At 75.5% G+C, this 18,403-nt stretch carries 17 protein-coding genes; 4 read left to right on the top strand and 13 right to left on the bottom strand.

Annotated features, from left to right (window positions below):
* Positions 1–534 precede the first annotated feature (534 nt).
* Both AB0K02_RS21935 and AB0K02_RS21930 read left to right on the top strand, forming a co-directional pair.
* Positions 535–1,365, top strand: coding sequence for a hypothetical protein (locus AB0K02_RS21935; RefSeq protein WP_365994170.1), 831 nt, complete (start codon positions 535–537; stop codon positions 1,363–1,365).
* A 140-nt stretch (positions 1,366–1,505) separates the two neighbouring features.
* Positions 1,506–1,910: a ChaB family protein gene (locus tag AB0K02_RS21930; RefSeq protein ID WP_365994169.1), complete on the top strand. Its 405-nt coding sequence runs from the start codon at positions 1,506–1,508 to the stop codon at positions 1,908–1,910.
* A gap of 30 nt (positions 1,911–1,940) precedes the next feature.
* Here the strand turns inward: AB0K02_RS21930 and AB0K02_RS21925 are convergent, their stop codons facing one another.
* The 3 genes from AB0K02_RS21925 to AB0K02_RS21915 form a co-directional block, all read right to left on the bottom strand.
* Positions 1,941–2,624, bottom strand: a complete 684-nt coding sequence (locus tag AB0K02_RS21925) for a polysaccharide deacetylase family protein (RefSeq protein ID WP_365994190.1) — start codon at positions 2,622–2,624, stop codon at positions 1,941–1,943.
* A gap of 65 nt (positions 2,625–2,689) precedes the next feature.
* A complete protein-coding gene (locus AB0K02_RS21920; RefSeq protein ID WP_365994168.1) occupies positions 2,690–3,568 on the bottom strand; it encodes a DMT family transporter in 879 nt (292 codons plus the stop codon).
* On the bottom strand, positions 3,565–4,353 hold the full coding sequence (locus AB0K02_RS21915) for an SDR family NAD(P)-dependent oxidoreductase (RefSeq protein ID WP_365994189.1): 789 nt from the start codon (positions 4,351–4,353) through the stop codon (positions 3,565–3,567). The genes AB0K02_RS21920 and AB0K02_RS21915 overlap by 4 nt, the downstream gene beginning before the upstream one ends.
* Positions 4,354–4,595: 242 nt before the next feature.
* On the opposite strand from AB0K02_RS21915, the gene AB0K02_RS21910 reads away from it, so the two are divergent.
* Positions 4,596–5,705: a galactosyldiacylglycerol synthase gene (locus AB0K02_RS21910; protein WP_365994167.1), complete on the top strand. Its 1,110-nt coding sequence runs from the start codon at positions 4,596–4,598 to the stop codon at positions 5,703–5,705.
* Positions 5,706–5,781: 76 nt separating this feature from the next.
* Here the strand turns inward: AB0K02_RS21910 and AB0K02_RS21905 are convergent, their stop codons facing one another.
* Positions 5,782–6,528 (bottom strand): SDR family oxidoreductase, encoded by a 747-nt coding sequence (locus AB0K02_RS21905; RefSeq protein ID WP_365994165.1) that lies wholly within the window; start codon positions 6,526–6,528, stop codon positions 5,782–5,784.
* A gap of 406 nt (positions 6,529–6,934) precedes the next feature.
* Between AB0K02_RS21905 and AB0K02_RS21900 the strand changes: the two genes are divergently transcribed.
* Positions 6,935–8,338, top strand: a complete 1,404-nt coding sequence (locus tag AB0K02_RS21900) for an MFS transporter (RefSeq protein ID WP_365994164.1) — start codon at positions 6,935–6,937, stop codon at positions 8,336–8,338.
* A 72-nt stretch (positions 8,339–8,410) separates the two neighbouring features.
* Here the strand turns inward: AB0K02_RS21900 and AB0K02_RS21895 are convergent, their stop codons facing one another.
* From AB0K02_RS21895 to AB0K02_RS21855, 9 genes are all read right to left on the bottom strand, one after another.
* The gene (locus AB0K02_RS21895) at positions 8,411–9,514 is read right to left on the bottom strand and encodes a glycosyltransferase family 9 protein (protein ID WP_365994163.1); all 1,104 of its coding nucleotides are present in this window, start codon (positions 9,512–9,514) and stop codon (positions 8,411–8,413) included.
* A gap of 54 nt (positions 9,515–9,568) precedes the next feature.
* Entirely contained in the window at positions 9,569–10,972 is a 1,404-nt protein-coding gene (rfaE2, locus tag AB0K02_RS21890) for a D-glycero-beta-D-manno-heptose 1-phosphate adenylyltransferase (RefSeq protein ID WP_365994162.1), read from the bottom strand.
* A complete protein-coding gene (locus AB0K02_RS21885; RefSeq protein ID WP_365994161.1) occupies positions 10,969–11,601 on the bottom strand; it encodes an SIS domain-containing protein in 633 nt (210 codons plus the stop codon). Before AB0K02_RS21885 ends, rfaE2 begins: the two co-directional genes overlap by 4 nt.
* 93 nt (positions 11,602–11,694) lie before the next feature.
* Positions 11,695–12,939, bottom strand: coding sequence for a glycosyltransferase (locus AB0K02_RS21880; RefSeq protein WP_365994160.1), 1,245 nt, complete (start codon positions 12,937–12,939; stop codon positions 11,695–11,697).
* On the bottom strand, positions 12,936–13,901 hold the full coding sequence (locus AB0K02_RS21875) for a glycosyltransferase (RefSeq protein WP_365994158.1): 966 nt from the start codon (positions 13,899–13,901) through the stop codon (positions 12,936–12,938). The genes AB0K02_RS21880 and AB0K02_RS21875 overlap by 4 nt, the downstream gene beginning before the upstream one ends.
* Entirely contained in the window at positions 13,898–14,983 is a 1,086-nt protein-coding gene (locus AB0K02_RS21870) for a glycosyltransferase family 9 protein (protein WP_365994157.1), read from the bottom strand. The genes AB0K02_RS21875 and AB0K02_RS21870 overlap by 4 nt, the downstream gene beginning before the upstream one ends.
* A complete protein-coding gene (locus tag AB0K02_RS21865) occupies positions 14,980–15,633 on the bottom strand; it encodes an HAD-IIIA family hydrolase (RefSeq protein WP_365994156.1) in 654 nt (217 codons plus the stop codon). The genes AB0K02_RS21870 and AB0K02_RS21865 overlap by 4 nt, the downstream gene beginning before the upstream one ends.
* Positions 15,630–16,703 carry a glycosyltransferase gene (locus tag AB0K02_RS21860; protein ID WP_365994155.1) on the bottom strand — a complete coding sequence of 358 codons (1,074 nt, stop codon included), beginning with the start codon at positions 16,701–16,703 and terminating at the stop codon, positions 15,630–15,632. Before AB0K02_RS21860 ends, AB0K02_RS21865 begins: the two co-directional genes overlap by 4 nt.
* Positions 16,700–18,364, bottom strand: a complete 1,665-nt coding sequence (locus tag AB0K02_RS21855) for a carbamoyltransferase C-terminal domain-containing protein (protein ID WP_365994154.1) — start codon at positions 18,362–18,364, stop codon at positions 16,700–16,702. Before AB0K02_RS21855 ends, AB0K02_RS21860 begins: the two co-directional genes overlap by 4 nt.
* Positions 18,365–18,403: the final 39 nt, after the last annotated feature.

Genomic DNA, 18,403 nt, shown 5'->3' with positions numbered 1-18,403 from the left:
CGGCGGCGAGAATTCCCGCCGACCGAGGCCGGGAGGCCCTTGTCGCCGCCCGGCCGACTCCCCGGTGCGCGACCACCGCGCGCCACGGCGTCGCGACGGCATGGACAAGCCCGTACGCCACCCGGAGCAGGGGGTCCGCGAAGACGACGCGCGTCCCGGCGTGGACGCGGAAGCGGTCGCGGCGTACTGCGCCGCCGCCCGACCGGGGCCTGTCCCTCCGTGCGCGCGACGGCGTCTCGCGGGCGGAGCCGGACCGCACCGCCGGCCTCGCGGCGGCATCGTGAGACCTGGTGACCCGCCGGGGGCCGGCTGACGCCTCGGCTCCAGGGCTCCCCGGCCCGGCCGTCGGCTCCTTCGCCCGCGTGCCCCGGCGCCGCCGCGAGACCACGACAGCTGATCTTTGCAGAAGCATCACACGTCGTGCGCAGCGCCTTCCGAGACCGTCGTTAGTGTTGCTGGCCGACCGAACCCATGCGCGACAGCGCACAAGGCGCCGATGTCTCTGGCAGCTCCGGCAGCACAGAAAGTTTGCAGATGGACTACTGCTCGTCATGTCGTCGTCACCTCAACGGAGCTCTGGTCTGCCCGGGTTGCGGCGCGTACGCACCGGACATCGCCCCGCGCTCGCACGGCGCTGAGCCGACGACGGCCGCGGCTCAGTGGGAGCCGTTCCGCTCGGAGCGGTCACCCGCCCCCGCCTCGTCGTCCGGCCCCGGTTCCCGGGCGGCCGTCGCAGGCGCACATGCCGGCACGGCCGTACCGGAGGACTCCACAGGCGACGGACCGATCACGGCCTCCGGATCCACCGCGTCCGGCGCGCCGGGCCGTGCGGCCCGGCGGCGGCAGCTCGCCCGCTGGAAGAAGAGCCGCCGCCGCGCCGTGGCCGGAACGGCCATCGCCCTCGTCGGCGGCGGCCTCACCATCGCGGCGCTGCCCTCCGGGTCCTCCAAGGGCAAGATGAACGCGGTCTCGGCACCCGAGACCGTCACCCCGAACGCGGCCCGGATGAGCCAGCCCGTCTCGCAGTCCGCGGAGCCGGCCGAGCGGGCGACGCGCAAGCCGGACACCCGCCCCTCAGCGACCACCGTCCCGCCGCAGCGGACCGCGACGATCACCGTGGCCCGCCCGGCGACCACACCGCCCCCGCGCCCTGTCACCGAGGCGGCCGCACAGTCGGAGGCGCAGCGCTCCGAGGCCACGGCCGCGAAGCCGACGGCCGACGACTCCACCGCGCAGAAGCCGAGCACCTCGGGCAGCGCGGGCGACCCGGACACCCCGGGCGGGACCGCTCCGCAGGCGACGCCGTCGCAGACGGCGACCACGTCGCCCGGTGAGGTGTGCCTGCTCGTCCTGTGCCTCGACTGACGGCCTCACCGCTTCGCGACACGCCGCTGACGCCCGCCGCCGGCAGGACCGGCCCGGGAACTCACCTCCCCGGGCCCCGCGCGGCGCCGTTTCGTCGAAAGCGCACAGGGCACACGGCCTGCATCGCACGGAGGTGAACGATGCCAGGACGCGAAGAGCTCCCTTCGACGCTGGAGCGCTCGTCCAAGGACGCACAGCGCACGTGGATCAAGGCCCACGACTCCGCTGTGGAGCAGTACGGCGAAGGCGAACGGGCCCACCGGGTCGCCTTCAGCGCGCTCAAGCACACGTACGAGAAGGTCGCCGACCACTGGGAGCGGAAGGAACACGGCCGCAAGGGACCGTCCGATCCGCGGGCGCAGACGCCGCGTCAGCGGCCCGCCCGCAGCGGTGAGGGCGTCGACGAGAACGCCACCAAGCAGCACCTCTACGACCTGGCCCAGCGCCTGGACATCGCGGGCCGGTCCCGGATGAGCAGGTCCGAGCTGCTGGAGGCCATTCGCAAGGAGAACCGCTCGAAGACCCGCCAGGCCCGTTCGCGGTGAGGCGTGGCCGTCGTCGGGCGGCGTCGCCGGTCAGCCGATGCCGTGGTCGGCGAGCCGTCCCACCGTCAGTCCGCGCGACCGGCACTCCTCCACCACCAAGGGCAGCGCGGCCAGCGTGACCCGCCACGATCCGGCCGCGCTGTACGCGTCGGTGTCGTGGAGCAGCACCGTCGCGCCCCCGCGCAGGGTGCTGGTGACCTCGGCGAGGACCCTGCCGGGGGTGGCGGTCGCGGTCCAGTCACGGCCCCATGCGGACCAGAGCACCGGCGTCAGCCCGGCGCGGCGCGCCGCTGCCCAGCGTCCGCCGGTGAGGACGCCGTAGGGGGGCCGGTACCAGCGCGGATACACGCCCGAGACTCGGTGGACGGCGTCCGCGGAGCGGGCCACGTCGTGTGCGTCGCGGACCGGGCGGGGCGCCCAGCCGCGTTCGTGGCGCCAGCCGTGCACGGCCAGTTCGTGGCCCTCGGCGGCGATGCGGCGCCCCAGCTCCCGATGCCGCGCGAGCCTGCTGCCGAGGACGAAGAACGTGGCGCGCACGCCGAGCCGGTCGAGGGCGCGGAGGAAGTGGGGGGTACTGCCGGGGTCGGGGCCGTCGTCGAAGGTGAGGGCCAGCCGGCGCGGGTCCCCACGGCCGTCGAGGGTCGGTCCGAGCGCGGAGCGGACCGACGGGATCCAGGTGGCCGCGGGTCCGATGTGCCATGCCGTCACCGCCAGGGCCGCCGCGGCCGCGGCCGGGACGGCGGTCCCGCGCCCGCCGGGCGCGGGCGCGCGTGAGGTGGTCACCACGCTGCCTCCTTCTCTTCGTCGCCCGCGAGCAGGGGAGACCTGGCCAGTTGCGCCGTGCCGGCGAGGAGCACGGCCAGTGCGGCCGCCTCGGGCAGGATCCGCAGTCCGAGTTCGACGTGTTCGCCGAACAGCACCGAGCCGAGGACCACGCTGAGCAGTGCGTCGCCCAGGGTCAGCGCGGGCTGCGAGGCGACGAGCGTGCCCGCCCGCAGGGTCACCTGGAGCAGCAGGAAACTGCCGAGTCCGACGGCGAACGCGGTGTACAGCTGCCACGCGGTGAACAGGGCCGCGACGCCTTCGTCCAGCCGTCCCGTCGCGTCCTTGATCAGTGCGGCGGTGCAGGCGAAGCCGAGGGCCGTCGCCGTGCCGAGGACCGCCGCCCGCGGCGCGGACGGCAGGCGCGGAGACACGGCGACGAGCGCGACGACCACCGCCGCGACGGCGACGGCCGTCCACAGCCACCGGACTCCGGGTACGGTCGCCCGCTCGCCGGACGGTTCGAGGAGCGCGAGGAAGACGGCCAGGCCCGTGGCCATGGCGAGGAAGGCCCACCAGGTGCGGCGGTCCGGGCGGCGGCGGAAGACGATGCCGCCGATGGCCAGGGTGAAGAGCAGTTCCGTGGTCATGACCGGCTGCACGACCGACAGCGGGCCGGTGGCGAGGGCGGCCGCCTGGCACAGGCCCGAGAGGGCGAGCAGGGCGGCGCCCCAGAGCCAGACCGGCCGCCGGGCCAGCCGGACCGCCCACGACCACCGTCGGTCCGGCGCGGAGGAGGGGGCCGCCTCCTCGGCGGCCGCACGCCGCTGGAGCACGGACGCGGCGGCGTTGCCGAGTGCGGCGAACAGGGCCAACAGGACGGAGAACGCGGTCATCGCACCGCCGGTTCGGCCCGTCCGGCCAGGTAACGGAACAGGCCCGGCGCGACGCCGTGCAGCCGCGCCGGCAGGGTCAGCCACCCAGGCACGAACAGGTCGCTGCGGCCCCGCACGAGCGCCTCCCTGACCGCGTCGGCGACCCGCTCGGCGGACACCGGACGCGGGCGGCCGCGGTGGTACGGGGCTCCGCGCCGGGCGAAGAACGGGGTGTCCACGGCACCGGGCGAGATCAGGGAGACCCGCACGCCCGTGCCCGCGAGTTCCTGGCGCAGGCTCTCGGCGAAGGCCAGCAGGGCTCCTTTGCCGGCGGCGTAGACGGCCTCCCCGGGCACACCGACGCATCCGGCCATCGAGCCGATGAGGACCACCCGCCCCTTCCTGCGCGCCACCATCTGCGGCAGCAGCAGCCGCACCATGTGGATCACCGCGACGAGATTGACGGTCAGCAGCCGGTCGATCGCATCGGCGGGCATCGTGGTGAAGGGGCCGTGCCAGCCGATGCCCGCCGACGCGACGAGCGCGTCGACGTGGCCCGCATGGTCCAGCGCCTGCCGTGCCAGCCGGTCCCGGTCGGCGGGTACCGCCATGTCGGCGGGGAGCACGTGGCCCCCGGTGCGGCCCGCGACGGCCGCGAGACGGTCGCGGTCACGGCCGCTGAGCAGCAGTCGCCAGCCGTCCTCGGCGGCGAGGGCGGCTGCGACGGCCTCGCCGATGCCCGAGGACGCCCCGGTGACGAGAACGACCGGCGGCTCCCCGCCCGGGCGGACGACGCGCCGCGACATGGCCTGCCACGCCCCGTGGCGAGCGCCGCGGCTGGTCCTGCGCCTCGTCCCACGCACCGGCGGTCCTCCGGATCTCTCGACGGCCTGGCCCTCTGCCAGCTTCGGCGCTGCGGCGGGGAACCGCCTGTCCACGAAGGGTCCCTCCGGCACCGAGTCACCCGAACGGCTCGATTCGGTGCGGGCTCGTCACGGCAAGGAGCCCCTGACGAAGCCGGGCCACTCCCTCGGAGGACCAGAGGATCATGCGGCGGCGATTCCTGCTCCTCAGCGCCGGCATGGGCGCGGGCCACGACGCGGTGGCCGCGGAGCTGGCACGCAGGCTGCGCGAGCGCGGCGACCACGCCGTCGTGCGGGACGTGCTCGCGCTCCTTCCCCTGGGCACCGGCCCGGCCGTGCGCTCCTTCTACCGGGCGGCCGTCCGGCACGCACCGCGCGTGTACGCGGGGATCCACGCCCTGTTCCTGTCCCCCGCCAAGGGGCCGCGGCCCAGCAGCGCGCCGCTGGCCGCGGCGGCGGAGCGCGGCCTCATGGATCTGGTGGAGCTGTGGCGGCCGGACGCGGTCGTCTGCACGTTCCACCTGGCCGCCGAGATCACGGGACGGCTGCGCGCCCGGGGGACGCTGACGGTCCCCGCGGCCGTCTTCCTCACGGACTTCGCGGTGCACCGGGGGTGGCTGCACCCGGGCAACGACCTGTACGTGTGTGTCACCGAGGAGGCCGCGGCGGCGGTCCGCGCGGACACCGGGCGGACCGCGCTGGTGTCGGGACCGGTCGTCGCGCCCCGGTTCCGCAGCAAGTCCCGCGCGCCCTCCCACTGGGAGTACGACTTCGCGCGGCTGGCGCCCGGCCGGGCTCCCGTGCTGCTGTCCACGGGGGCGTGGGGGGTGGGATCGGCGGTCGCGGACACCGCGCGGTCGCTCGCGGGCGACGGATGGCTGCCCGTCGTCCTGTGCGGGCGGGACCGTGCCCTGATGCGGCGCACGGCCCGGCTGCCGGGCGTGCTGGGGCAGGGCTGGGTCCCGGACATGCCCGAGCTCCTCGCGTCGGTGCGGGTCCTGATCGACAACGCGGCCGGGCAGACCGCGGTGCAGGCGCTCGCCTCGGGCGTACCCGTGATCGGCTACCGGCCCGTCCCGGGCCACGGTGCCGAAGGAGTGCGGAGCATGGCGGCGGCCGGCCTCTCCGTCCACGCCCGGAATCTGCCGGAACTGCTGCGGGCCGTGGACCGGCTGGCGTCCGCCGGAGCCGCCCGGGACCGGCAGCGCGCCCGCGGCGCGGCGGCGTTCACCGCCGACGCCGCCGCGCTGATCAGCGATTTCTGCCTCCCGGGGCCCGACCACGGCCCCTCGTGACCCGGTCCGCCGAGTGGGGCGGCCCGGGGCCCTCGACGACGAACCGGTCACCGCGCTGGAGCGCGCTGTGCGGGGATCAGGGCCAGGACGGCTCCTTGCGCGGAACGACGACCAGTTCGGAGACCGCGCTGCCGGGCGGCACCGAAAGGGCGTACAGCAGTGTGTCGGCCACGATGTCGGGGCTCTGCAGCATCGAGACGTCGGCGTCCGGGAACCGCTCCAGGATGAACGGCGTCTCCATGCCGCCCGCGATGATGCCGGTGACGCCGATCCCCTGGCAGTCCCGCTGCGCCTCCTTGAAGAGGGTGTGCGTGAAGGCCCGCAGGCCCGACTTGCCCGCCGAGTACGGTCCGGCCTCGGTCCAGGTGCGGTTCGCCGCCGTCGAGAGGATGTTGACGATGTGTCCGCCGCCGCGGGCGATCATGCGGCGATACGTCTCCAGGCACAGGTACATGGGACCCAGGAGGTTGGTGGTGACGACGCGGGTCACCTCGTCCGCCGTCAGGTGCTCGATCGGCTTGGAGACGTCGACGGCGGCGTTGTTGACCAGGATGTCCACCGCCTGCCCTTCGGCGTCCAGGTCGCGGAACACGTCCGCGACCATCGCGGAGTCGCAGACGTCCAGCTCCACGAAGCGGGCGTCGTGACCGGCCCGGGTCAGGTCGTCGCACAGCTCCCGTGCGGTCTCCTTCCGTACGTCCGCCACGAGGACCGACGCGCCCGCCCCGGCCAGCCGGCGTGAGATGGCGGCTCCCAGTCCCCGGGCACCTCCGGTCACCAGTGCCTGCTTGCCCCGAAGATCGACCTGCACTGCGCTGCCCATGTCCCTGCCTCTCCTTGACTGCACCGTCCCGGGTACCGCCGTATGCGGCGGGAAACCACTCCGTCTCTCACTGTGACTCCGCCGGGTGCCCGCGGCACGCCGTACTAGGCCGCATCCCGGGACCCGCGGGAGTGGCCGCCGTCACCTTCGGGGACCCGCGCACGCCGGCCCCGCCGTCCCGGACGCCCCTGTGAGCAAGCACACGAGAAGTACGCGTTCCCAGACGGCACAAGGGTTTTGCGGAGCCGGTGCCGTCACCGCGCCGCCGCGCGACGGCTCTTGCCGGTTCCGGTCTGCCACGATGGTCGACGCCGTCTCCCGGAGTGAACCGGCCCCGGGCGCAACGGCGCCAGACAGATCCGGTGGATCAGCCGCGCAGCGCAGCCGGCCGTCCGACGTCCGCCGAATGCCGCACCTGCCTCCGGGCTCGTCTTTCGAGTACTTCACTGTGTCTTCTTCCACCGCTGTCCGCTCCGGCACGTCCGCGTCCGCCCCCGACCGCTCGCCCTGGCGTTCCCTCAGGTACCGCAGCATGCGGTGGTGGTCCGTCGCCAACTTCGTCTCCAACGCCGGCACGTGGATGCAACTGACCGTGCAGAACCTGCTGGTGCTGCAGATAACGGGATCGGCTGCGGCAACGGGTCTGTCCATGTCCGTGCAGGCGGCGCCCGGTCTGCTGATGGGCGTCGCGGGCGGTGCCGCCGTCGACCGCTGGCCCCGCAAGCTGACCGCGGCGGCCAGCCAGGCGCTGCTCGGCGCCGTGGCCTTCCTGACGGCGTTCCTGGTGGCCGTCGACCAGCTCAACCTCGGCATCCTGATGGCGCTGGCCGCCGTCACCGGCCTGATCGCCACCGTCGACGGACCGGCGTGTGCGCTGCTGGGCAACGACCTGGTCCGTACCGAGGACGTGCCCTCCGCCATCGGCGTGGGTTCCTTGGTGCACAACGCCGGGCGACTCGCGGGCGCGGCGCTCGCCGGTGTGACGGTCGGCTTCCTCGGTACCGGCGCCGCGTATGCCGCCAACGGGCTCTCGTTCGTGTTCGTCGCCTGTGTGATCCCCTTCCTCCGTCCCGTGCACAAGACGGTTGCGCAGTCGCGCGCGGAACGCGGAGCGGTGCCCCCTCCGCGGCGCGCGGACGGGGGCTCGGCCCCCCACGACGAAATGACGGTGCGTCAGGGACTGGCGTTCTTCATGCGCCGCCCGCGCCTGGTCGCGCTCGCCGGGATCACCGGCATCAGTGCCGTGTTCGGACGCAATTACGGCCTCACCCTGGCGGTCCTCGTCACCGGCCCGCTCGCCGGTGGGGCCGGGGCGTTCGGCACGGTGTCCACCGTTCTCGCGGTGGGCGGCATCGTCGGCGCCGTGCTCGGCGCCCGGCTGCGCAAGCCCTCCGTACGCCTGGTCGGCACGCTCGCCGCGGCGGGCGCCCTGCTCCAGGTGGTGGCGGCCCTGTCGCCGTCGCTGGCCGTGCTGCTGGTCCTCGTCCTGCCCATGGCCGTGGTCGAATCCGTGTCGGACACCGCCGGGACGACGGTCCTCCAGACGGACCCGCCCGCGCATCTGCGCGGCCGTGTCCTCGGCGTCTGGGGCAGCATCCGCACCCTGTGGGGTCTGGCGGGGCCGCCGGCGCTCGGCCTGCTCATGGAGCTCGCCGGGGCGCGCGGCGCCCTTGTCACCGGTGGACTGCTCATCGCGGGCGCGATCGGCGCGGGCTGCCTCATGCACCGTCGCCGTACGGCCCCGACCGTGGTCCTGCGCACGGAGGAGACCGCCGTGGAGCAGCGTCCGGCCCTGATCACCGCCGCCTGACCGCCACCGCCCGGTCCTGACGCCGGCCGTCCGCGCCGTCGCCCCGCGCGGTCGGGGCGGCCGGTTGCGGGCTCACGCCTGCGCCACCGGGTTCCTTCCCGGCCCCGCCGCGGGCCCGCGCGGACGAGCCGGGTCCGGCTCCGGGTCCGGCTCCGGCTCCGGCTCCGGCAGGGCGCGGACCGCGTCGACGACCTCGTCGACACCGATCCTCAGCAGCCGTTCGTCCGGGAGCCGTCCGTGGGCGTCCCCCGGGCGTGGCGAGTCGTCTCCGTCCGGGTGCCACAGCACGCGGTGCCGTGCGGTGGCGGGCGGCCCCCACAGCCGTGGGGCCACCGGGCCGAACAGGACGACGGACGGCGTGCCCAGCGCCGTCGCGAGGTGGGCGAGCCCGGTGTCCCCCACCACCACGCAGCGGGCCTGCCCGACCAGCGCGGCCAGCCGTTCGAAGGGGACGTCGCCCCCGCCTCCCAGCACCGCCCGCGGCGGCAGGCCCGCCGCGCACGCCACCTGGTGGGCGAGCGGCCCCTCGCCCGCACCGGCCGTCACCACGACGTCGTGGCCCGATCGGTGCAGCTCGCGCGCCACGGCCGCGTACCGCTCGGGCGGCCAGCGGCGGGCGCCCGCGTCGGCGCCGGGGTGGACGACGACGGCGCCGGGGGCCGGGGAGTGGCCGGGCGGGGGCGGGATCCACACCTCGCCGGGGTCCGCGGCGATGCCGTACCAGGCCAGCAGCCGGCACCAGCGGTCCCGCTCGTGCTCGTCCTCCCGCCACGCCGGTCCCTCGATCCCGGGCGTGCCGGGGTGCGCGTAGGCGAACAGGCGCCGGGGGCCGAGCCGCTGGAGGAGCAGGTGGCTGGGCGGGCCGTTGCCGTGCAGGTCCACGGCCACATCGGGTTCCGGTCCGCTCCAGGCCAGCTCGGCGGGCACGTCCCGTCCGGTCGCCGTGGTGGGCAGCAGCCGGTCCACCAGGCCGGTGGCGGCGGCCGCCTCCGACAGCCTGTCGGGGCCGGCGAGCACGAGGTCGTGGCCGGGCAGGTGCCGGCGCAGCGCACGCAGCGCGGGCACCGCCGTCAGCAGGTCGCCGAGGCCGAGCGCACGGAGCACCAGCACACGCGGGCGCGCCGGTGCCGCCCGGTATCCGTCGTCCCGGGGGGCCGCGGGGCGGGAAGTGCTCACGTCGTACACCTCTCTCGCGCGGGGGGCTGCCCGGACCGCCGTCGCCGGGGCCGTTCAGGCGGGGAAGGGGCCGGACCGTACGGCGGCCTGCGCCGCGCGGCGGGCCAGCAGCGTCGTCGAGCGGCCGTCGAGGTAGGGCAGGACGACCGCCTGGCCGCCCCAGGCCCGCAGGACCTCCGCCTCGGGCAGGTCCTCGACCGCGTAGTCGCCGCCCTTCACCCACACGTCGGGGCGCAGTCGGCTCAGCAGCGCCTCCGGGGTGTCCTCGTCGAAGACCGCGACCGCGTCCACGCTGCCGAGCGCGGCCAGGACGCGTACGCGGTCCGCCAGGTGGTTGAGCGGCCGGCCCGGACCCTTGCGGCGGGCGAGGGAGGCGTCGGAGTTGACGCACACGATGAGGCAGTCGCCGATCCGCCGCGCGCTCTCCAGCAGTCCCACATGGCCCGCGTGCAGCAGGTCGAAGCATCCGCCGGTGGCGACGACCGTGCCACCGCGGGCCCGGACCTCGCGGGCGAGGGCGAACGGATCGGTCTCGCGGGTCCGCGGCGGCGCGGCCTGAGCCGCCGTACGCCACAGGGCAGGGTTCCCCGCGCCGCCCGCCGCCACGAACGCGGCCGCTTCGGCCACGGCCCGCTGCACCGCCTCCTCGGGGAGCGCGCCGTCGGCCAGGGCCGCCGCGGTCGTGGCGGCGAAGCAGTCTCCCGCGCCGCAGGGGTCGCCCTCGGCCCGGTAGGGGGCGGGCACCAGCATCGGCGTCCCGCCGCCGGGCAGCGTCAGCATCACGCCCCGCTCGCCGAGCGTCACGGCGACGGCGGCGGCCCGCCAGCGGTCCGCGAGCTCCGAGCCCCGACGGGCGTGCGCGCGCAGCGAGTCACCGGTGTCGGCGTCGCACAGGGCACGGGTCTCCGCCGCGTTGGGCGTCACGATCCGGGCACCGGGAACCGGCGCGTCCCCCCGCGGATGCGGGTCCCACACCAGCGGTACGCGACGGGCCGCGGCGGCGAGTTCCTCGCGTACGGCTCGTGCCGTGTGCCGTCCGTAGTCGGCGACGAGGACGGCGCGGGCCCGCTCCAGCGCGTCGCGGACGGCACGGTCCGGCGCCCCGGGCGTGCCGCCGCCGCGGTCGATCCGTACGAGGGGCCGGCCGCCCGCCAGGACGCGGGTCTTCACCGGCAGCGAGCCTTCGAGCGGAAGTTCCACGAGCCGTACGCGGCCTCGCAGGGCGGTCCGTACGACCTCGCTGGCCGGATCGTCGCCGAGCGCGGTCACCAGGGTCACCTCCCGGCCGGCGCGGGCGGCCAGCGCGGCGGCCAGACCGGCGCCGCCGGGCCGTCGCCGGTCGCCGGTGACGTCGACGACCGGGGCGGGCGCGTCGGGCGACAGGCGGGTGGCGACGCCGTCGACGTCCTCGTCCAGCAGCACGTCGCCGACGACCACGAGCGGCCCGGGCCCGGTCACGGGGTCCTCCGGTGCGCGGCCACGGGCCGTTTCACGACCGCCCCGGCGACGTGCGACGCCGCGTCGAAGCATTCGCAGAGCAGGTGCACGGCGACCAGGTGGGCCTCCTGCACGGTCGCCGTGGACGGGGCGTCGATGCACAGCGCGTCGTCGGCCGCCTCGGCCAGCGGGTTGGGAGCCGGGCCGGTCATCGCCCACACGCGCAGTCCGGCCGCCCGGCCGGTCACGGCGGCGGAGATCAGGTTGGCGCTGCGCCCCGACGTCGACAGCAGGACGAGGACGTCGCCGCGGCGGCCGTGCGCGGACACCTGCCGCGAGTACACCTGGTCGAACCCGTAGTCGTTGCCGATGGCGGTGACGCTGGACGTCTCGGCGTGCAGGGAGATGGCCGAGAAGGCGGGGCGTTCCTGCCGGTACCGTCCCACGAGCTCCGCGGTCAGGTGCTGGGCCTGGGCGGCGCTGCCGCCGTTGCCGGCGGCCAGCAGGCGGCCGCCGGCGGGGAGGACCGAGGCGAGGTGTGCCGCCCAGTCCGCGATCCGGCCGATGCCGTCGCGGCGGAGACGGCCGAGCGCGTCCTGCAACGACTGGCAGTGCTGGTGCGCGTCCTGGAGTGCAAGGTGTTCGCTCATCGTCGTCGGGGGCGGCGCGTCGTACGGGACGACGGCCTGACCCGCACCTCCTTCGGGCGTCGGTGCTGCGCGGGGGTTCGCATGGCGTGCGTCTCAGGTCGCTCCTGTCACGGCGTAGCGGGCGGAGAGCACCGCGGCGTACACCGTCTCGGTGGCCGCAGCGACCCTGGGCCAGCCGTAGCGGCTGAGGACGCGGCGGCGGCCTGCCGCCCCGCACGACTCCCGCAGGGCGGGGTCCGCGAGGAGTTCGGCCGTGGCGCGGGCGAGGGCATCGGGTGAGCCGGGCGGCACGAGACGGCCGGTGGCCGGGTCGGCGACGGTGTCGAGCTGGCCGCCCACCGCGCTGGCGACGACCGGCTTGCCGCAGGCCATCGCCTCCAGGGGCACGATGCCGAACGGTTCGTAGTCCGCGGGGCAGAGCACCACGTCGGCGCTCCGCAGCAGTGGTGCGACCTGCTCCGGCGGGACGCCGCCGGTGAACGTGACCCGGTCGGCGACTCCTTCCGACTGCGCGATGTGGCGCAGCCGGCGGACCTCCGGGTCGTCGTCGAGCCGGTCCGCCGGAGGGCCGCCGACCACGACGAGTTCGGCATCGGGAAGCCGGCCGAGGGCGGCGATGGAGACCGCCGCGCCCTTGCGCGGCACGAGGCGGCCGAGGTGCAGCAGCCGGTGGCGGTAGGGGCCCCGGTCCGCGACCGGCCCGTGCGGGGTGAACTGATCGGTGTCGACGCCGCATGGGACGACGCTGATCCGGTGGGCCGGTATGCCCATCCTGCCGAGTTCGACGACCTCGTCGCGGCAGGTGGCGACCACCCGGTCGCACGCGAGCCCCACTTCCTTCTCGCAGGTGATGCGCGCCGGCGGACTGGTGTCGCGCTGCCTCTGGTGGCGCCGCTTCACCGTGCCGAGCGCGTGGAACGTCTGCAGCAACGGGAGCCGCAGGTCGGCGACCGCCTCCAGGCAGGCGAGACCGGACATCCAGAAGTGCGAGTGCACCAGGTCGGGCGGGCACGCCTGCCACTCGCGGACGAGGTGGCGGCTGAACGCCAGCATGTGCGGCAGGAGTTCGTCCTTGGGGATCTTCTCCTGAGGTCCCGCGTGCACGTGGTGCACCTCCACGCCGTCCCGCAGCCGGACGCGCTGCGGGAGGTCGGGGGCGTCCCGGCGGGTGTAGACGGTGACGCTGTGGCCCCGGTCGGCGAGTGCGCAGGCGAGGCGCGCGACATGCACGTTCTGTCCGCCCGCGTCGACGCCGCCCAGCGTGGCGAGCGGGCTCGCGTGTTCGGAGACGAGCGCGATGGACAGAGTGCCGGCGGGGAGAGGGCCGAGGGATGTCATGAGCGCACCTCCGTGATCAGACGCTCCCAGTCGGTCAGGAAGCGTTTGAGCCCGTACCGTTCGAGGGCTGCCTGGCGGGCGCGCGCGCCGTCCTCGGCCGCGGCTTCCGGTTCGGCCAGGTAGCGGCGGACGGCCCGCGCCAGGACCTCGGGCCGGGTGGACAGCGTGCCCGCTCCGGGCGGGATCGCCTCCACCGCCTCGGTGGTGGCGAGGGCCACGACGGGCATGCCCAGGTGCATGGCCTCCAGCAGGGACAGTCCCAGGGAGGTCCAGCGCACCGGGTGCAGATACAGCCGGCGCTCCGCGAGGGCTGTGTGCAGTTCCCGCTGTGGCAGATCCGCCGTGCGGCACCGGTCGGCGGGGAGACCCAGGTGTGCGGCGAGTCCCTCGGTGCGCATGCCGAAGACGTCGAGGGGGGCCGCCTGCGACAGGGCCGGCAGCAGGTCCGTACCGGTGTACCGGCCGCGCCGGACCGGCTCGTTGACGACGACGGCGGCACGGGCCAGGGCCCCGGTGTACAGGTGCCCCGGGTCGACGATGCCGTGTTCGACGACATGGGTGCGGGTGGAGCCGTTGTCCCAGAACAGCCGGTTGAAGTGGGTCACGTGGACGAGCGTCAGGTCGTCGCGGTCGGCGAAGGGATGCCGCGTGTCGGGGACGTTCCCGTCGGGCGCGTTGTGCTCCAGGTAGACGGCGGGCACATCGCGGCCGGGGCGGCGGCCGCCGAGCCAGCGTTCGGCGAGGTCCATCTCGTGCGGGCGCTGGAGGAGGACGAGGTCGACCTGTGTCCGGCCCAGCTCCTGCGGCGTCACCTCCCGGACCGAGTCGGGCCAGGAGAAGGTGCGGGCACGGCCGAGACCGTCCGCGTCCCTGCGTGGTGTGACGGGAACGAGGTACGTGTGGGGCCCCTGGACGAAGGCGGTCGTCCAGGATCCGTGAACGTGCCACAGCAGGATGTTCATACGCTCGCTCCTCGTTCTGTTCCGGACGCCCGGCCCGGGACGACCGCTCCGGCAGGAGCGGTCGCGGCGTCCGGGCCGCCGCCGAGCGCGGCGACGGCGTCGAGCACCGCGCTGTCGGTGACGGCGTCGAGGCAGGGGTGGCCGGGGACCGGGCAGCGGCGTGCTCTGCTGCCCGCGCAGGGTGCGTGCTGGTCGCCCAGCAGCACGTGCGGCACGCCGTAGGGACGCCATCGCTCGGCCGGGACCACCGGCGCGAACAGGCAGGCGACCGGCGTTCCCACGGCGGCGGCGAGGTGCGCGGGCCCGGTGTTGCCGACCACGGCGACGCTCGCCCGCGCGAGGACGCCCGCGAGGTGACGGAGGTCGGTGGCACCGCCGAGGTCGAGGGCGTGGTGGCCGGCGACCCGGGCGGTGAGGTCCTTCTCCCCCGTGCCGCCGGTGACGACGACCCGGTGTCCCTCGGCGGTGAGCGCGGCCACGGCACGGGCCGCCCGCCCGGCACTCCACGACCGGGCCGGGACCGCCGCCCCGGGGTGGAGCACGACGTAAGGCTCCGGTCCCGTGAGGTGGGTGGTGTCGGGCGGGTCGCAGACGCGCAGGGCACCTGAGTCCCCGGGGGGCAGGGGGAAGCCGGCGTCCCGGGCCAGGTCGAGCGCGGCCTCGGCCTCGTGACGGCGGGGCAGCCGGTGGTGGCGCAGGTCGAGCAGGGCGCCCGGGTAGTCCTCGCTGTCGGCCGCGGTCCAGCGGACACCGCCGAGCTTCAGCAGGAGGGCGACGGGCAGCGGGCTCTGGTGGTAGGAGACGAGTACGAGGGCGCGGTCGTAGCGGCCCGCGGCCAGGGCCGTCAGCAGGGCGCGGGTCTCCTCGCGCGAGACGGGCGCCGGTTCCAGCCCGACCCACGGCGCGTCGTACACGAGGACCTCGTCCACGCCGGGCAGGAGCCGCGCGGCCTGCTCGCCGTGCGGCCCGCACAGCAGGGCGGTGTGCGAGGAGCCCGCCGCCACCGCGCGGACGGCGGGTCCGGCGAGGAGGACGTCGCCGGCGCTGTCCAGCCGGACGACGAGGGTCCGGGGGGCTGTCATCGGCGGCCCCCCGGTGAACGGGCCAGCACCAGGCGGACGGCGTCGATCAGGTCGGTGGCCGTCTCCTCGGCGGCGGCGATCTCCTCGGGCCGCGTCGCCGGGGTGGGCACCAGCACACCGCGCGCCCCCGCCGCGCGGGCGGCCGCGATGTCCGAGCCGATGTCCCCGATGACGACGGTGCGTTCGGGGGTCGCGCCGAGCCGTTCGCAGGCGGCGAGCACGAGTCCGGGCGCCGGTTTGCGGCAGACGCAGCCGTCGTCCGGTCCGTGCGGGCAGACGGCCCAGACCGCGAAGGGTCCGAAGAGCGCGTCGACCCGCTGCCGCACCGACTCGACCTGGCGCCGCGTCAGCACACCGCGGGCGACGCCCGACTGGTTGCTGACGACGCCCACCGGGATTCCCAGCGAGCGCAGGGCGGCGACGGCTTCCTGCGCGGACGGCAGGGGTGTGACCCGGGCGGGATCGCCGTTGTAGGGGACGTCGGCGACGAGCGTGCCGTCCCGGTCGAACAGGACGGCCTGCGGAAGAGCGCCGTGTGGACCCGTGCCCCGCCGGGAGGCAAAGGCGTGCGGGCGCGCACCCCTGGGTCCGTAGAAGAGCCAGGGGCCGGTCGCGGGCCGCCGGTGGCCCACCGTGGAGGGGGAGGTCATGGCAGCACCCGCTGCCGGACCGCCTCGCGCGGGGCGCGCGGCGGCCTCGTCGTTGCCACCGGGTCGAACGGTGGTGTGGCGCGGTGCCTGACCTGGCCGCGCAGCCAGTGCCAGGTCGCCGCCGGCGGAATGAGGACGCTGGTCAGCGCCATGGTGACGATCTCGTTCCGGGTCCGCGGGCCCGGTGCGACGCGTGCCGCGGCCAGTTCGGCGGTGCCGGCCAGCCAGGCGGCGGCGCAGCGCGCGGCCGCCGCGGGCCGCCGCAGTGCCGCGCACGACACGGCGGCCACGGCGGCGGCCGTGACGGCGAGGTGGCGGGGCAGGCGGCCGCGCGGGGCGGCCGCGCGGCTCCACCAGTCGGGGCCGTGCAGCCGGTTCATCAGCACGTCGTCCGCGTTGCCCGCCTGGAGGCGTACGGACACCCACCGGTCGGCCGGACGGACGGGGTGGGTGGTGCTGCGGGTGCCGGTGTGCAGCGTCCAGCCCGCGGCGAGGACCCGCAGGGCCAGGTCCGCGTCCTCGCGGAAGGCGCGGCGGAACCGTTCGTCGAACCCGCCGACGGCGTCCAGGGCCTCCCTGCGGTACGCCATGTCGGCGGTGATCCACCGGGCGGTGGCCAGACCCGCGGTGTTGCGCTCCCAGTCCGTGGGGCGGCGGTCCGCGGGGAGCGGCACGGTGATGCGTGCCGCGACTCCCGCGGTGCGGTACGTCGTGGCCGCGAGGTCGCGCGTGAGGTCCTCGCCCCAGGTGGGGCCGGGCACCACGTCGTCGTCGAGGAAGACGATCCACGGCACGGGACCGGCCTCCTGGCGCCCCGTGTTGCGGGCCGCGGCGGGCCCCCGCGCGCGGCCGCGCACGACGGTGGTCACGGGCTGCAGGGCGGCGGGGATCTCGACCGGCAGAGGCGTGGCGCCGGCGGCCGGCCGGTCGTCGACGAGGACCACGCGTGCCGGTTTGGGTCCTGAGGTGTCCGCCAGCGCGCGCAGGCAGACGTTCAGGCTGGGGCGTCCGACGGTCGGGACGACCACGGCGTAGGCGGTCTCGGGCGACCACGGTCCGAAGGCGGTCATCGCATGGCTCCCTCGTCGGTGCTCTGGAAGAGACCGGCGCGCCGGATCGCGTACGGCCCGATGGCCAGCAGGTCGACCGGTGCGGAGCCGAAGCACTCCAGGGCGTCGCGCGGGTCGTCCACCATGGGCCTGCCGGCCGTGTTCAGGCTGGTGTTGACCACCACGGGAAGGCCGGTGAGCCGCTCGAACTCGCCGAGCATGCGGGCGACCAGCGGTTCGCTCGCGGGGTCGACGGTCTGGATGCGGGCGGTGCCGTCGACATGCACGACGGCCGGGATCCGTTCCTTCCAGCCATCCGCCACATCGTGGACGAACAGCATGTAGGGGCTGGGCAGCGGGCCGTCGAAGATGTCGGCGGCGCGGTCGGCGAGCACCATGGGGGCCACCGGCCGGAACTGCTCCCGGCCCTTGACGTCGTTGAGCCGTTCCAGGTTTCCCGCGTGACCGGGGTGGGCCAGCAGCGAGCGGTGGCCCAGTGCCCGGGGGCCGTACTCCGAACGCCCTTGGAACCAGGCGACGATCGCGTTGTCGGCGAGTGCCCTGGCGACGGTCACGGCGATGTCCGCGGGCCGCTCGAAGGGCACGGCCGCCGTCTTGAGCCAGGCGCCCAGTTCCGCGTCCGACCAGTCCCTGCCGAGGTCCGCGCCGGTCATGGGCTGGGGGGCGTCGCCCTGGCCGGCCGCGAGAAGCAGGGCGCCGCCCAGCGCGGTGCCCGCGTCGCCGGCGGCGGGCTGCACCCACACGCGGGAGAAGGGGCCCTCACGGGCGATCCGGGAATTGGCCACGCAGTTGAGCGCGACGCCGCCGGCGAGGGTGAGGACGCTGTCGTGCGTGCGTCCGTGCAGCCAGCGCACGAGGTCGAGGAGTGTCTCCTCCAGGACGGCCTGCGCGCTGGCCGCGACGTCGGCGTGGTCCTGGGTCCAGGGCTCGTCCGGGCCTCGCGGCGCGCACAGTTCGGACCAGGGGACGGCCGTGGCGCGAAAGCCTCCGTCACCGGTGGGGTGCACGTACCGGCGCAGTTCGGAGAGCATGCGGGGGGTGCCGTGCGAGGCGAGTGCCATCACCTTGAACTCGTCGGAGGAGCGCAGGAATCCGAGGTGTTCGGTGAGTTCCTCGTAGACCAGCCCCAAGGAGTGCGGCAGTTCCTGCGCGTGCAGGGGCTCGAGGCGGTCGCCCACGCGGTGCGCCGCCAGGTGCGAGGCACGCTCGCCGCGGCCGTCGAGGACCAGCACCGAGGACGCCTCGGCCCCGGGCGCGGCGAAGGCGCTCGAAGCGGCGTGCGCCATGTGGTGCGGGACGAATCGCACTGCCTGCGGATCGAGTCCGGGCAGCGCCTCCGCGAGGAATCCCGGCGCCTGGCGGGCGTAGGTCAGCCTGAGGTGGTCCCAGGGGTCGTCCAGGCCCATGGCGTCCGCGGGGCGGGCGAGGGCGGGATCGAAGGAGTACGCCACGGCGTCGAGGTCCTGGGGACGCAGTCCGGCCCTCTTGAGGCACCAGGCGGCGGCCTTCTCCGGGAGTTCCCAGGCCGAGAACGGCACCGGCCGCTTGCCGTGCTTACGCCGGGAGAAACGTTCCTCCTCCGCGGCGGCCACGCACCGGCCGTCGATGACGAGGGCGGCGGCGGGGTCGTGGAAGAGAGCGTTGATTCCAAGTATGCGCATGGAGTGCCAGGCCTTTCGGCGGATCGGGGCGGAGCCGGC

Origin of the sequence: Streptomyces sp. NPDC049597, from assembly GCF_040675505.1 — a bacterium.
Classification (GTDB): Bacteria; Actinomycetota; Actinomycetes; order Streptomycetales; family Streptomycetaceae; genus Streptomyces.
This window is presented reverse-complemented; position numbering and strand designations above follow the sequence as displayed.